General features: G+C 55.7%; 12 protein-coding genes. 6 read left to right on the top strand and 6 right to left on the bottom strand.

Translation table 11 applies throughout. The annotated features are described in order from the left end of the window. Positions 1-108 precede the first annotated feature (108 nt). Together macA and macB are read left to right on the top strand one after the other, a co-directional pair. Positions 109-1,224 (top strand): macrolide transporter subunit MacA, encoded by a 1,116-nt coding sequence (gene macA, locus ABLV30_RS25575; RefSeq protein ID WP_014228619.1) that lies wholly within the window; start codon positions 109-111, stop codon positions 1,222-1,224. After that, positions 1,221-3,167, top strand: coding sequence for a macrolide ABC transporter ATP-binding protein/permease MacB (gene macB / locus ABLV30_RS25570; RefSeq protein WP_025108294.1), 1,947 nt, complete (start codon positions 1,221-1,223; stop codon positions 3,165-3,167). The genes macA and macB overlap by 4 nt, the downstream gene beginning before the upstream one ends. Positions 3,168-3,235: 68 nt before the next feature. Here the strand turns inward: macB and cspD are convergent, their stop codons facing one another. Beyond that, positions 3,236-3,466 (bottom strand): cold shock-like protein CspD, encoded by a 231-nt coding sequence (gene cspD, locus ABLV30_RS25565; protein ID WP_004100627.1) that lies wholly within the window; start codon positions 3,464-3,466, stop codon positions 3,236-3,238. A 324-nt stretch (positions 3,467-3,790) separates the two neighbouring features. On the opposite strand from cspD, the gene clpS reads away from it, so the two are divergent. Both clpS and clpA read left to right on the top strand, forming a co-directional pair. Next, the gene (gene clpS / locus ABLV30_RS25560; RefSeq protein ID WP_004100628.1) at positions 3,791-4,108 is read left to right on the top strand and encodes an ATP-dependent Clp protease adapter ClpS; all 318 of its coding nucleotides are present in this window, start codon (positions 3,791-3,793) and stop codon (positions 4,106-4,108) included. A 30-nt stretch (positions 4,109-4,138) separates the two neighbouring features. Then, entirely contained in the window at positions 4,139-6,421 is a 2,283-nt protein-coding gene (clpA, locus tag ABLV30_RS25555) for an ATP-dependent Clp protease ATP-binding subunit ClpA (protein ID WP_004849425.1), read from the top strand. 137 nt (positions 6,422-6,558) lie between these two features. Here the strand turns inward: clpA and infA are convergent, their stop codons facing one another. The 5 genes from infA to trxB form a co-directional block, all read right to left on the bottom strand. Next, positions 6,559-6,777, bottom strand: a complete 219-nt coding sequence (gene infA / locus ABLV30_RS25550) for a translation initiation factor IF-1 (protein ID WP_002211347.1) — start codon at positions 6,775-6,777, stop codon at positions 6,559-6,561. Positions 6,778-7,056: 279 nt separating this feature from the next. Continuing rightward, the gene (gene aat / locus ABLV30_RS25545) at positions 7,057-7,761 is read right to left on the bottom strand and encodes a leucyl/phenylalanyl-tRNA--protein transferase (RefSeq protein WP_009653303.1); all 705 of its coding nucleotides are present in this window, start codon (positions 7,759-7,761) and stop codon (positions 7,057-7,059) included. 38 nt (positions 7,762-7,799) lie between these two features. Further along, entirely contained in the window at positions 7,800-9,521 is a 1,722-nt protein-coding gene (cydC, locus tag ABLV30_RS25540) for a cysteine/glutathione ABC transporter ATP-binding protein/permease CydC (protein WP_032720837.1), read from the bottom strand. Further along, positions 9,522-11,288, bottom strand: a complete 1,767-nt coding sequence (cydD, locus tag ABLV30_RS25535) for a cysteine/glutathione ABC transporter permease/ATP-binding protein CydD (protein WP_014228628.1) — start codon at positions 11,286-11,288, stop codon at positions 9,522-9,524. 114 nt (positions 11,289-11,402) lie between these two features. Next, positions 11,403-12,371 carry a thioredoxin-disulfide reductase gene (gene trxB, locus ABLV30_RS25530; RefSeq protein ID WP_004849433.1) on the bottom strand — a complete coding sequence of 323 codons (969 nt, stop codon included), beginning with the start codon at positions 12,369-12,371 and terminating at the stop codon, positions 11,403-11,405. 531 nt (positions 12,372-12,902) lie between these two features. Here trxB and lrp point away from each other — a divergent pair. Together lrp and ABLV30_RS25520 are read left to right on the top strand one after the other, a co-directional pair. Continuing rightward, the gene (gene lrp / locus ABLV30_RS25525; protein ID WP_002439523.1) at positions 12,903-13,397 is read left to right on the top strand and encodes a leucine-responsive transcriptional regulator Lrp; all 495 of its coding nucleotides are present in this window, start codon (positions 12,903-12,905) and stop codon (positions 13,395-13,397) included. A 135-nt stretch (positions 13,398-13,532) separates the two neighbouring features. Beyond that, on the top strand, positions 13,533-14,715 hold a 1,183-nt coding region (locus ABLV30_RS25520), incomplete at its 3' end, for a DNA translocase FtsK 4TM domain-containing protein (protein WP_348865691.1).

The raw sequence follows: 14,715 nt of genomic DNA, 5'->3' as shown, positions 1-14,715 counted from the left end.
AACTTCAGTTAAACAAAAATGAAGCGCATCTAAAAATGCGCGTTATTCTATTGCCGCATTTAGATAGAATTGTCGCGGGTTCTGCGGGTTAAAACATCAGGAATTGTTATGAAATTAAATGGAAAGCGCAGGAAAGTTTGGTGGCTGCTGGCGATTGTCGTGCTGGCCCTCGCCGTCTGGGGATGGCGAATTCTGAATGCGCCGCTGCCGCAGTATCAGACGCTGGTGGTGCGTAAAGGCGACCTTCAGCAGAGCGTGCTGGCGACCGGTAAGCTGGATGCGTTGAAAAAAGTGGACGTCGGGGCGCAGGTGAGCGGGCAGCTAAAAACGCTGCGCGTCGAGATTGGCGACAAAGTGAAAAAAGACCAGCTGCTGGGGGTTATCGACCCGGAGCAGGCGGAAAACCAGATAAAGGAAGTCGAAGCGACGTTGATGGAGCTACGGGCGCAGCTGAACCAGGCGCGCGCGGAACGTAAACTGTCTGCGGCGACGCTGGCTCGTCAGCAGCAGCTGGCGCAGCGGCAGCTGGTCTCTCGCCAGGACCTCGATACCGCCGCGACCGACTTAGCGGTCAAAGAGGCGCAAATCGGCACGATTGAAGCCCAGGTCAAACGCAATCAGGCGACCCTGGATACGGCCAAAACCAACCTCGACTACACCAAAATTCTGGCGCCGATGTCCGGAGAAGTGACGCAAATCACCACCCTGCAGGGGCAGACGGTGATTGCCGCCCAGCAGGCGCCGAATATTTTGACCCTGGCCGATCTCAGCACCATGCTGGTGAAGGCGCAGGTCTCGGAAGCGGACGTCATTCATCTTAAGCCGGGGCAAAAGGCCTGGTTTACCGTACTGGGCGATCCGCTGACGCGCTATGAAGGAACGCTGAAGGATATTCTCCCGACGCCCGAAAAGGTCAACGACGCTATTTTCTACTACGCCCGTTTTGAAGTGCCGAACCCGCAGGGCATCTTGCGTCTGGAGATGACCGCCCAGGTGCATATTCAGCTCTCAGAAGTGAAAAATGTTATTACCATCCCGCTGAGCGCGCTGGGTGAGGCCATCGGCGATAACCGCTATCACGTGCGTCTGCTGCGTACCGGTGAAGTTAAAGAGCGTGAAATTGTTATCGGCGCGCGTAACGACACCGATGTGGCGGTGGTGAAAGGGCTGGACGAGGGGGATGAAGTCATTATCGGCGAAGGTGCGGCCGGAGCGGCGAAATGACGGCGTTACTGGAACTGCGTGATATTCGCCGCAGCTACCCCTCCGGCGATGGCAACGTTGAGGTGCTGAAAGGCATTACGTTGAACATTGCCGCCGGTGAGATGGTGGCAATCGTCGGCGCGTCCGGCTCCGGGAAATCCACGCTGATGAATATTCTCGGCTGTCTGGACAAACCGACCGGGGGTACCTACCGGGTCGCGGGAACGGACGTGGCTCGTCTCAACGGTGACGAGCTGGCGCGCCTGCGGCGGGAACATTTCGGTTTTATTTTCCAGCGCTATCACCTGTTATCGCATCTCACCGCGGCGCAGAACGTGGAAGTTCCTGCGGTTTATGCCGGCGCCGAGCGCAAAGCGCGCCTGGCCCGGGCCCATGAGCTGCTGGTTCGGCTGGGGCTGGGCGACAGAGCTGAATATCAGCCTTCGCAGCTCTCCGGCGGCCAGCAGCAGCGGGTGAGTATCGCCCGTGCCCTGATGAACGGCGGGGAAGTGATTCTGGCGGATGAGCCAACCGGTGCGCTGGATAGCCGCTCCGGCGAAGAGGTCATGGGGATCCTTCACCAGCTAAAAGCGCAGGGGCATACGGTGATTATCGTCACCCATGACCCGCAGGTAGCGGCCCAGGCGGAGCGGGTGATTGAGATCCACGACGGTGAAATCGTGCGTAATCCGCCCGCGCTGAGCCCGGCGCAAGGCGGCGTACTGCGCCAGCGCACGGCGGCCGAACCGTCGGCGTGGCGTCAGTTCAGCAGCGGCTTTCGCGAAGCGCTGATCATGGCCTGGCGCGCGATGGCGGCGAATAAAATGCGTACGCTGCTGACGATGCTCGGGATTATTATCGGCATCGCATCTGTGGTGTCGATTGTGGTGGTGGGCGATGCCGCGAAGCAGATGGTGCTGGCCGATATCCGCGCCATCGGCACCAATACCATTGATGTATATCCCGGCAAGGATTTCGGCGATGACGATCCCCGCTATCAGCAATCGCTCAAGTACGATGACCTGTTAGCTATTCAGAAACAGCCGTGGGTGAGCTCGGCGACCCCTGCGGTATCAAAAAGCCTGCGCCTGCGGGCGGATAATATCGACGTTGCCGCCAGCGCCGAGGGCGTAGGGGCGCAGTACTTTAACGTCTACGGCATGACCTTTAGCGAAGGCAATACCTTTAACGAGCTTCAGCTAAATAGCCGCGCGCAGGTGGTGGTGCTCGACAGCAACGCGCGCCGACAGCTATTTCCGCACAAAGCGCGGGTCGTCGGCGAAGTGATTCTGGTCGGCAATATGCCTGCGACGGTGATCGGCGTGGCGGATGAAAAACAGTCAATGTTCGGCAGCAGCAAAATTCTGCGCGTCTGGTTGCCCTATACCACGATGGCTGGCCGGGTGATGGGGCAGTCGTGGCTGAATTCCATCACCGTGCGCGTCAATGAAGGCTACGACAGCGCGGTTGCCGAGCAGCAGCTGTTGCGTCTACTGGAACTGCGTCACGGTAAGAAAGATGTTTTCACCTGGAATATGGACAGCATCTTGAAAACGGCGGAACGGACCACACATACATTACAGCTGTTTCTGACGCTGGTGGCGGTGATTGCGCTGGTGGTCGGCGGTATTGGCGTGATGAATATTATGCTGGTCTCAGTCACCGAACGCACGCGGGAGATCGGTATCCGTATGGCGGTCGGGGCGCGGGCCAGCGATGTCTTACAGCAGTTTTTGATCGAGGCGGTGCTGGTTTGCCTGGTTGGCGGGGCGCTGGGCGTCACGCTTTCGCTGCTGATTGCCTTTGTATTACAGCTGTTTTTACCCGGCTGGGAGATCGGTTTTTCACCGTTGGCGCTATTGACCGCGTTTTTATGCTCCACGCTGACCGGGGTGCTGTTTGGCTGGCTACCGGCGCGCAATGCGGCTCGTCTGGACCCCGTCGACGCCCTGGCGCGCGAGTAGCGATAAAAAAATGCCAGTCAGAAGGACTGGCATTTTGCTGGCGGGATGTACACAATGAAGCAAAAGAGTTATGCGGCTGTTTCTGTTTCTTCAGCTTCAACAGGGACAATCACGCTGGCGTGGTTACCTTTTGGCCCCTGGTGAACATCAAACCGAACCGCTTGTCCGGCTTTTAGCGTTCTGTAACCATCCATCTGGATGGTCGAGTAATGGGCGAAAATGTCTTCGCCGCCGCCCTCAGGGCAGATAAAACCGAACCCTTTGGCATTGTTGAACCACTTAACAGTACCCATTTCCATACTTCGACATCCTTCGTAAATCTTATAAGTAAGATGGAATGAACCGGTAGTGGAGTGACGAGTTGTTCATTTGCTCGCCAACTCTCGCCACTACAATTTAGAGAAATCAGGAAATGCGTCAAGCGATTGACGCCAGGGGACGGTGAAAAATGCGTCAAAATTTGAAGCAGTTAACGCTATTGCCGGGGAATGTGACAGACGTCGCGGATGGAAGTAATAGATGATAATTATCTATGATCTATTGTAGATTTGTGATGTGCATAGCCTCTGGTCATCGACAGGCCACCGCCTGTTGGCAACAGCAACCGATGATGAACACTGACGATGAGTAAGAGAGACTGGTTGGACTTCGATCAGCTAATTGAGGACGAAGTTAAAGATGCGCTTAAACCGCCATCTATGTATAAAGTGATATTAGTCAATGATGACTACACTCCAATGGAGTTTGTTATTGACGTGTTACAAAAATTCTTTTCTTATGATGTTGAACGTGCAACGCAACTGATGCTGACGGTTCACTATCAAGGTAAAGCGATTTGCGGGGTGTTTACCGCAGAAGTCGCAGAAACCAAAGTATCGATGGTGAACCAGTATGCGAGGGAGAACGAACATCCGTTGTTGTGTACGCTAGAAAAAGCCTGAATGCAGGCAATAAACTTGGGGGAGGTGCCTATGCTCAATCAAGAACTGGAACTCAGTTTAAACATGGCTTTCGCCAGAGCGCGCGAGCACCGTCATGAGTTCATGACCGTCGAGCACTTGTTGCTGGCGCTGCTTAGCAACCCTTCGGCCCGCGAAGCGCTTGAAGCGTGTTCAGTGGACCTGGTCGCGCTGCGTCAGGAGCTTGAAGCCTTCATCGAACAGACCACACCCGTACTGCCTGCAACGGAAGAAGAGCGCGACACTCAGCCGACGCTGAGCTTCCAGCGCGTGCTGCAACGTGCTGTTTTCCACGTCCAGTCTTCCGGCCGCAGCGAAGTGACCGGCGCCAACGTTCTGGTCGCGATTTTTAGCGAACAGGAATCTCAGGCGGCATACCTGCTGCGTAAACATGAAGTCAGCCGACTTGATGTGGTGAATTTCATCTCTCACGGTACGCGTAAAGACGAGCCGAGCCAGTCTTCCGATAACAGCGGAAGTCAGCCTGGCAGCAGCGAAGAGCAAGCAGGCGGGGAGGATCGTATGGAAAACTTCACCACCAACCTCAACCAGCTTGCCCGCGTAGGCGGTATCGATCCGCTGATCGGCCGCGAGAAAGAGCTGGAACGTGCTATTCAGGTTCTGTGCCGCCGCCGCAAGAACAACCCGCTGCTGGTGGGGGAATCCGGCGTTGGTAAAACCGCTATTGCTGAAGGTCTTGCCTGGCGTATCGTGCAGGGCGACGTGCCGGAAGTGATGGCCGATTGCACTATCTATTCACTGGATATTGGCTCGCTGCTGGCAGGTACCAAATACCGCGGCGACTTTGAAAAACGCTTTAAAGCGCTGCTTAAGCAGCTGGAGCAGGACACCAACAGTATTCTGTTCATCGATGAGATCCACACCATTATCGGTGCGGGGGCGGCTTCCGGCGGGCAGGTCGATGCCGCTAACCTGATTAAACCGCTGCTTTCCAGCGGTAAGATTCGGGTCATTGGCTCGACGACCTATCAGGAGTTCAGCAACATCTTTGAAAAAGATCGTGCCCTGGCGCGGCGTTTCCAGAAAATTGATATCACCGAACCTTCCGTGGAAGAGACGGTGCAGATTATTAACGGCCTGAAGCCGAAGTATGAAGCGCACCACGACGTCCGTTACACCGCGAAAGCGGTACGTGCGGCGGTAGAGCTGGCGGTGAAGTACATTAACGATCGTCATCTGCCGGATAAGGCGATTGACGTGATTGATGAAGCCGGAGCGCGTGCGCGCTTGATGCCGGTGAGCAAACGTAAGAAAACGGTTAACGTGGCGGATATTGAGTCCGTGGTGGCGCGGATTGCGCGTATACCTGAGAAGAGCGTTTCCCGCAGCGATCGCGATACGCTGAAAAACCTCGGCGATCGCCTGAAAATGCTGGTCTTCGGCCAGGATAAGGCGATTGAGGCCTTAACCGAAGCGATCAAGATGGCGCGCGCCGGGCTTGGCCATGAGCACAAACCCGTCGGCTCTTTCCTGTTCGCCGGGCCTACCGGGGTCGGTAAAACCGAGGTTACCGTACAGCTGGCGAAGTCGCTGGGCATTGAGCTGCTGCGTTTTGATATGTCCGAATATATGGAACGTCATACCGTCAGCCGCTTAATCGGTGCGCCTCCGGGCTACGTCGGTTTCGATCAGGGCGGGCTGCTGACCGATGCGGTTATTAAGCATCCGCACGCGGTGCTGCTGCTGGATGAAATTGAAAAAGCGCATCCGGATGTCTTTAACCTGCTGCTGCAGGTGATGGATAACGGGACGCTGACCGACAACAACGGCCGCAAAGCGGATTTCCGCAACGTGGTGCTGGTGATGACCACCAACGCCGGGGTGCGCGAAACCGAGCGTAAATCCATTGGCCTCATCCATCAGGACAACAGTCCGGATGCGATGGATGAGATCAAAAAGATCTTTACGCCGGAGTTCCGTAACCGTCTCGACAACATTATCTGGTTCGATCATCTGTCTACGACGGTTATCCATCAGGTGGTGGATAAATTTATCGTCGAGCTGCAGGTTCAGCTGGATCAGAAAGGCGTCTCTTTGGAAGTCAGCCAGGAAGCCCGCGATTGGCTGGCCGAGAAAGGCTATGACCGGGCCATGGGCGCGCGTCCGATGGCGCGGGTGATTCAGGACAACCTGAAAAAACCGCTGGCCAACGAGCTGCTGTTTGGCTCACTGGTTGACGGCGGACAGGTGACCGTTGAACTGGATAAAGAGAAAAATGCGCTGACCTACGACTTCCAGAGTGCGCAGAAGCACAAACCGGAAGCGGCGCATTAAGTTTCGGTACTCAGTGACAAAACCGGCCTCAGGGCCGGTTTTTTTATCTGCGCGCTTTAAGTTGTAAATGACGCAGAAATGAAAAGACCGGGAATTATCCCGGCCTTCAGCATCTGGCGCGCTAAGCGCGAAAACGATCAGCGACTACGGAAGACAATGCGGCCTTTGCTCAGGTCGTACGGGGTCAGCTCAACAGTCACTTTGTCGCCCGTCAGAATGCGGATGTAGTTTTTACGCATTTTACCGGAAATATGCGCAGTTACCACGTGACCGTTTTCCAGTTCTACGCGGAACATAGTGTTAGGCAGCGTATCAAGTACGGTGCCCTGCATTTCAATATTGTCTTCTTTGGCCATCTAGTCCTCTGGGGTATCACTACCGTAGTTTTGAACCGGCAAGATAATGCCGAAGTTCAGCAAGTATGTAAAGTTTTACGTCAAATCGCCGAAGTAGTTTTGGCGCATTACCCGTAATTCACGCGGATAAACCGGGTGACAGGCGCAAACGTAAAGGGGGAGTGACAGAACAATGGGTGTTATCTGACTCTTATTATTCCCAAACGGCGGCGGGGCAACGGGCAGAAGCTACTCTACCGCGCAATTATAACATCCCAACAAAAAATGTGCTGAAAACATTTATGCTTCTCCTGCAAATAGCACCCTTGGTACCCAGAATCGCTCCGGCAGACGATACGTCCGCAGCACGGAAAGATAGTCGAGGTAATCGCGGCGGGGAATTTCCACTGCGCCCAGCGACGCCGTATGCTTATTCAGCACCTGACAATCGATTAATTTTCCGCCATCCTGCGAAAATATCTGGCTAAAGACCAGCAGCGCGGTTTTAGAGGCGTTTTCGGCACGGCTGAACATCGACTCTCCGCAAAACAGCGCGCCCTGCGCGACGCCGTACATCCCGCCGACTAATTCCTTTCCCTGCCATACTTCAACAGAATGAGCATGTCCCAGCTCATGCAGCTGGTGGTACGCCTGAACGATCCCCGGCGTTATCCATGTTCCCTCATCGCGGTGGTCGGCGCAGCCCTCGATAACCTGACCAAAGGCGTGATTCAGCGTGACGCGATAAGGCGAGCGCTGATGGAAACGCTTCATGCTGCGGCTGAGATGAAATTTCTCTGGCCACAGTACCGCTCGCGGATCGGGGGACCACCACAAAATAGGGTCGCCGGGCGAAAACCACGGAAAAATACCGCGCTGATAGGCCATCAGTAAACGCGCCGGGCTAAGATCGCCGCCCAGCGCTAACAGGCCATTAGGTTCGCGTAAAGCGCCTTCCGGGGAGGGGAAGGCGATGGAATGATGAGAGAGCTGAACCAGCCGCATTTTTACCTCAACGCATCAGGCAATGATTCAATAGTAGCCTACAGGCGCTGCTTAAACTGGTAGTAACGCCCCTGTTCAGCCAGCAGTTCTGCGTGACTACCTTGCTCAATAATCTTCCCGTTGTCCATGACTATTATCTGATTAAAACGCGCCAGTCCGCGCAGACGATGGGTTACCATTAACACGGTTTTTTCACGCATCACTTCCGCCAGTAAATCAAGGATTTGACTTTCGGTCGTCGCATCGAGGCCTTCAGTAGGTTCATCAAGCAGCATGACCGGCGCATCGTGAAGCAGGGCGCGGGCGATAGCCAGCCTGCGCAGCTCGCCGCCGGAAAGCTGACGGCCGCCTTCACCCAGCCAGCTATTCAGACCGCTATCTTCCAGTAATTTCGCTAAGCCGACGCGTTCAAGCGTTTGGGCAAGTCGGGCATCGCTGGCTCCGGGAGAAGCCAGCAGCAGGTTGTCGCGCAGCGTAGCGCTGAACAGATGTACGCGCTGCGGCACGACGCTCATCGCCCGGCGCAGCGTCGCCTCATTAAACTGCCCCAGCGGCTGATTGTTGAGTAAGATTTCCCCTTCAGCCGGATCCCAGGCGCGGGTCAGCAGCTGCAGCAGGGTCGATTTACCGCAGCCTGTTCGTCCGAGGATGGCGATATGCTCTCCGGCCTCGATCTGCAATGACACTTTCTCCAGCGCGGGGGAGGGCTGCTGCGGATAGCTGAAGGTGACCTGATGTAAGCGTAACGAGACGCGATCCAGCGTCTGGCCTTCGCCCTGAGGGAAGGCCACTTCCGGCTCTTGCTCGGTAATTTGCGTGATGCGCTTTGCGGAGGCGATCACCTGCCCTAAATGCTGAAATGCGCCGGTTACCGGCGCCAGCGCTTCAAACGCCGCCAGCGCGCAGAAGACAAACAGCGCAATCAGCGCCCCTGGCTGAGTATCGCCGCCAACGCCCGCGGAGGCGAGCCACAGCATAGCGATAACCGCAATTCCGCCAATCAGCAGCATCAGCGCCTGAGAGAGCGCGGTGAGCTCAGCCTGGCGACGCTGCGCATCCAGCCAGCGCGCTTCCGTTTTTTCCATTTGCTGCCGGTAGCGGTCGCTGGCGTTGAACAGCATGAGTTCCGCCTGTCCCTGGAGCCATGAGGTCAGATGCTGGCGATATTGCCCGCGAAGCCGGGTTATGCTTTCACCTGCGGGTTTACCTGCGCGATAGAACAGCGGCGGCATCACCAGCAGGGTGAGCAGCATAATCCCACCGAGGGTCAGGGCCAGAGTGACGTCCAGCACGCTCAACCCTACGGTGACGACCAGGATCACTACCAGCGCGCCTACCAGCGGTGATATGACGCGCAAATAGAGATGATCCAGGGTATCGACATCTGCAACCACCCGGTTAAGCAGCTCGCCCTGACGAAAACGCGCCAGTCCGGCGGGGGAGAGCGGCAGCAGCTTACTGAAGGTAAAGACCCGCAGGTGCTGCAGAACGCGGAAGGTGGCGTCATGGCTGACCAGACGCTCAAAGTAGCGGCCAGCGGTGCGAATAATCGCCGCGCCGCGCACGCCCGCGGCTGGCAGCATATAGTTAAAGCTGTAGATGCCCGCCACGCCAACGACGGCTGATGCCGACAGGAACCAGCCGGACAGCGTTAATAAGCCAATGCTGGCCAGCAGCGTCACGATCGCCAGCACGATACCGAGCAGCAACAGCCATTTGTGTCGTTTGTACAGCGCCAGGTAAGGCCATAATGCGCGCATTTAAATCTCCTCCTGACGATGAGCGAGCAGGGTCGCGAAGGGGCCGCCAGCGGCCGCCAGCTGCGAATAGCTGCCTTGCTCAACAATTCGACCATCCTGCATAACCCAGATCGCATCCCAGTTCGCCAGTCCTTCCAGCTGATGGGTAACCATTAGCGTGGTTTGCTGCGTTGATGCATTGGTCAGCGCCTGCATCACGCGCTGTTCGCTATGCGCGTCAAGGCTGGCGGCAGGCTCATCAAGCAGCAGCAGACGACAGGGCACCAGCAGCGCTCGTGCGACGGCGACGCGCTGAGCCTGCCCGACCGACAGCCGGCCGGCCTGATCGCCAACAGGCGTATTAATACCCTGCGGCAGAAGAGAGACGAACTCGCTAACCCAGGCTTTATCCAGCGCAAGCTGCAGCTGCGCTTCGGTGGCTTCAGGGCAGGAGAGCAGGACGTTTTCGCGCAGCGTCGCCGCGGGCAGCTGTGGATTTTGCCCGACCCAGCTCAGGAGACGACGCCAGCGGTCCGCATCCAGACTCTTTAACTCGACGCCATTGACCTTGAGCGAGCCGTCATAGGGAAGAAAACCCGTTAACGTATTCAGTAGCGAGCTTTTGCCCGAGCCGCTTTGCCCAACCAGCACCACGCGTTCACCGGCGCGCAGGGAAAAATTCAGCGGCCCGGCCAGCACTTTCCCTTCGGGAGACTTAATCAGCAGGTCGCGAGCTTCAAGGCTTACCGTTTCATCATCTTTTAATGCCTTTTCCCCACGCTCTGCCTGCGCCAGCGGCGCTTCCATAAAGGTCTTCAGGCTATCGGCGGCGCCAATCGCCTGCGCTTTCGCATGATAAAAGGTGCCTAAATCGCGCAGTGGCTGGAAAAACTCAGGAGCCAGAATCAGGGCGAGGAAACCGGACATCAACGTCACCCCGGCGCCGTAATGGCCAAAGTTGAGCTCTCCCAGATAGGAAAAACCAAAGTAAACGGCGACCAGCGCAATCGACAGCGAGGTGAAAAACTCCAGGACACCGGAGGAGAGAAACGCCAGGCGCAGCACTTCCATTGTTCGCTGGCGGAAATCCTGCGAGGCCTCGCGTATGTTGTCCGTCTCCGCTTCGCCGCGATGAAAAATACGCAGCGTTTCCATACCGCGCAGGCGATCGAGAAAATGGCCGCTTAAACGCGCCAGAGCGAGAAAGTTGCGCCGGTTGGCATCAGCCGCGCCCATTCCCACCAGCGCCATAAACAGCGGAATAAGCGGTGCGGTACCCAGCAGAATCAGCGCCGCGGCCCAGTTGATGGGGAAAATCGTGATAACAATCAGCAACGGTACAGAGGCGGCCAGCGTCATCTGCGGCAAATAGCGAGCATAGTAGTCATGCATATCGTCGATCTGCTCAAGGATCAGCGTGGCCCAGCTACCCGCAGGTTTGCCCTGTATCCACGCCGGTCCCGCCTGCTGTAAACGATCCAGAACCTGACGGCGGATCTCAAGGCGGATATGTTGACCGGCCTGAAAACCCACTCTTTCACGCAGCCAGACCACCCAGGCGCGCAGCACAAAGACCAGCACCAGTAGCGTAAAGGGCAGCAGCAGCGCCGTCGCGGGGATATTTTCCATAATCATGCGATGGAGGATCCTCGCCAGGAACCAGGCCTGGGCGACGATCAACAGGCCGCTAACGACGCCCAATACGCGGGAAATCATCAACCAGCGACGGGAGATAATGCTTTGATCTTTTAACCAACGGGTTAACTCTTGTTGACGGGTTTTATTCATTGCGCGCTTAGCAGGTGTAGTTATGAGTTTTTTGGGCACGGCAATGTTACAACGAGGCAAAAATAAAGGCGACTTTTCGTCGCCTTCTTTACCTTTGTTACTGACTTGTAAAGATTATTTGCAAGCGTCGGCTAAACCATCCAGATAGCGCTCCGCGTCCAGCGCCGCCATGCAGCCGGTACCCGCAGAAGTAATCGCCTGACGGTAGATATGATCCATCACGTCGCCGGCGGCGAAGACGCCCGGGATGCTGGTCTGGGTAGCGTTGCCGTGGATGCCGGACTGGACTTTAATGTAGCCGTTTTCCAGCTCCAGCTGACCGGCGAAAATTGCCGTGTTCGGGCTGTGGCCGATAGCCACGAACAGCCCCGCAACTTCGAGGGATTCAACGTTATCCGCATTCTGGGTATCGCGCAGACGCAAGCCGCTTACGCCCATCTGGTCGCCGGTCACTTCTTCCAGCGTACGGTGGGTGTGCAGCACGATATTGCCGCTCTCCACTTTGTCCATCAGGCGTTTGATAAGGATTTTTTCCGCGCGGAAGCCGTCACGACGGTGGATCAAATGCACTTCGGAAGCGATGTTAGACAGGTACAGCGCCTCTTCGACGGCCGTATTGCCGCCGCCGATGACGGCAACCTTCTGGTTACGATAGAAGAAACCGTCGCAGGTCGCGCAGGCAGACACGCCGCGGCCCTTAAACGCTTCTTCCGAGGGAAGACCCAGATAGCGTGCTGAAGCGCCGGTGGCAATAATCAGGGCATCGCAGGTGTATTCGCCGCTGTCGCCGACCAGACGGAACGGACGGTTTTGCAGGTCGACGCTGTTGATATGATCGAAAATAATTTCGGTTTCAAATTTGGTGGCATGTTCATGCATGCGCTCCATCAGCAGCGGTCCGGTCAGATCGTTAGGATCGCCTGGCCAGTTTTCCACTTCCGTGGTGGTGGTCAGCTGACCGCCTTTTTCCATTCCGGTAATCAGTACCGGCTGCAGATTTGCGCGCGCTGCGTAGACCGCAGCGGTGTATCCCGCAGGTCCAGAACCAAGAATAAGCAGTTTACTGTGTTTGGCCGTGCCCATGAGATCCTCATAATTTATTGGCATACATGAGCTGGATTGTAGGGAATTTGTGGACGTAAAAAAAGAGCGCGGCGGTTTTGTTAACGATATGTGCAATAGAAGCTGCCGATTAATCGGCGATTTAACGAACGAAGAATATAACTAATTCTACTGTTAGCGAGACAATTATAAGAGGAAAACATGAGAATCAACCGGGGAGGATAATGAATATCTGGCATCTTGTACTAAAAATCGATGTTTTGCTTTGACAATCCCCTGTGCTTTTGCGAAAACATTCATGGAAGAAGAAAAGCAGTGTTTCGCGTGTGGCGAATTTTCATGCACGCAAATGCCATTTTTATCCGGGTTAGCGAAATCTACGCATGGTGTGGACAGACGCCATGCGTGATGTCGGTGACTGCCGTCAGGCAACGGGCTTCTCACGTACCCCTGGGTTACCCAACGTCGTACGGGTGATAACAGGATGGACTCTGGCAGTGAAGGCTCAGAGTCGGAACAGGAGTAGGGAAGGAATACAGAGAGACAATAATAATGGTAGATAGCAAGAAGCGCCCTGGCAAAGATCTCGACCGCATTGATCGTAATATTTTGAATGAATTGCAAAAAGACGGGCGTATTTCCAACGTCGAGCTTTCTAAACGGGTGGGACTTTCTCCGACGCCTTGTCTTGAGCGCGTGCGTCGACTGGAAAGACAGGGTTTTATTCAGGGCTATACAGCGCTGCTCAACCCGCACTATCTGGATGCATCACTTCTGGTATTTGTTGAGATTACTCTGAATCGTGGCGCGCCGGATGTGTTTGAGCAATTTAACTCCGCTGTGCAAAAACTTGAAGAAATTCAAGAGTGTCATCTGGTTTCCGGGGATTTTGACTACCTGTTGAAAACCCGCGTACCGGATATGTCAGCGTATCGTAAATTACTGGGCGAGACCTTGCTGCGCCTGCCGGGCGTAAATGACACCCGTACCTATGTGGTAATGGAAGAAGTCAAGCAGAGTAATCGTCTGGTAATCAAGACGCGCTAACACGGAACAGGTGCAAAATCGATGTAGTTTGATTACACTCCTGTTAATCCATACAGCAACAGTGCCGGGGAGACCCGGCACTGTTGTCCGTTTTAGCCGAAGGCAGGAAACAGCCTGATACCTGGAGAGCCTTTCTTGAGCCAGGAATACACTGAAGACAAAGAAGTCAAATTCACAAAGCTGAGTAGCGGACGCCGGCTCCTTGAGGCGTTACTCATTCTTTGCTCCCTTTTTGCCATCTGGTTGATGGCGGCCTTACTCAGCTTTAATCCCTCGGATCCTAGCTGGTCGCAAACGGCGTGGCATGAGCCTATTCACAACATAGGCGGGACGCCGGGAGCCTGGCTTGCCGATACGCTATTTTTTATTTTTGGCGTAATGGCCTATACCATTCCGGTCATCATTATCGGCGGCTGCTGGTTTGCCTGGCGTCATCAAGAAAACGACGAGTACATCGACTATTTCGCCGTCTCGCTGCGTTTAATTGGCGCGCTGGCGCTGATCCTCACTTCCTGCGGTCTGGCGGCAATCAACGCTGATGATATCTGGTATTTCGCCTCCGGCGGCGTGATCGGCAGCCTGCTGAGCACCACCCTGCAACCGCTGCTGCACAGCAGCGGCGGCACAATCGCGCTGCTCTGCATCTGGGCGGCAGGACTGACGCTATTTACCGGCTGGTCCTGGGTTAGCATTGCTGAAAAACTCGGCGGTGCGATTCTTTCTATTCTCACGTTTGCCAGCAACCGTACCCGTCGTGACGATACCTGGGTTGATGAAGGGGAATATGAAGATGATGAAGAAGAATATGAAGATGATGAACCCGTGAAGCAGCAGGGTTCTCGACGCGCGCGAATTTTACGCAGCGCCTTAGCTCGCCGCCAGCGTCTGGCTGAGAAGTTCTCTAATCCGATGGGGCGTAAGACCGATGCGGCGCTGTTCTCGGGTAAACGGATGGATGACGCCGAAGACGAGGTTCAGTACAGCGCCGGCGGTGCGCCTGTTGCCGCTGACGATGTCCTTTTTTCTGGCTCCAGCGCAGCGCGTCCGGCAAATGCTGATGATGTTCTGTTCTCCGGCGTCAGTGCGGCACGTCCCGGCGATTTTGACCCCTACGATCCTCTGTTGAACGGTCATAGCATTGCCGATCCGGTGGCTTTGGCCGCGCAGGATACCGCTGCGCCGCAGGCATGGTCTGAACCGCTGCCAGGGTATGAGGCTCAGCCGGTCTATCATCCGGAACAGGCACCGGTACAGCAGCCAGCATATCAGCCAGAACCGGCTTACCAGCCGCAGCATGCGTACCAGCCGGAACAGGCCC

The organism is Klebsiella sp. CN_Kp113 (assembly GCF_040064585.1).
Taxonomy (GTDB): domain Bacteria; phylum Pseudomonadota; class Gammaproteobacteria; order Enterobacterales; family Enterobacteriaceae; genus Klebsiella; species Klebsiella michiganensis.
This window is presented reverse-complemented; position numbering and strand designations above follow the sequence as displayed.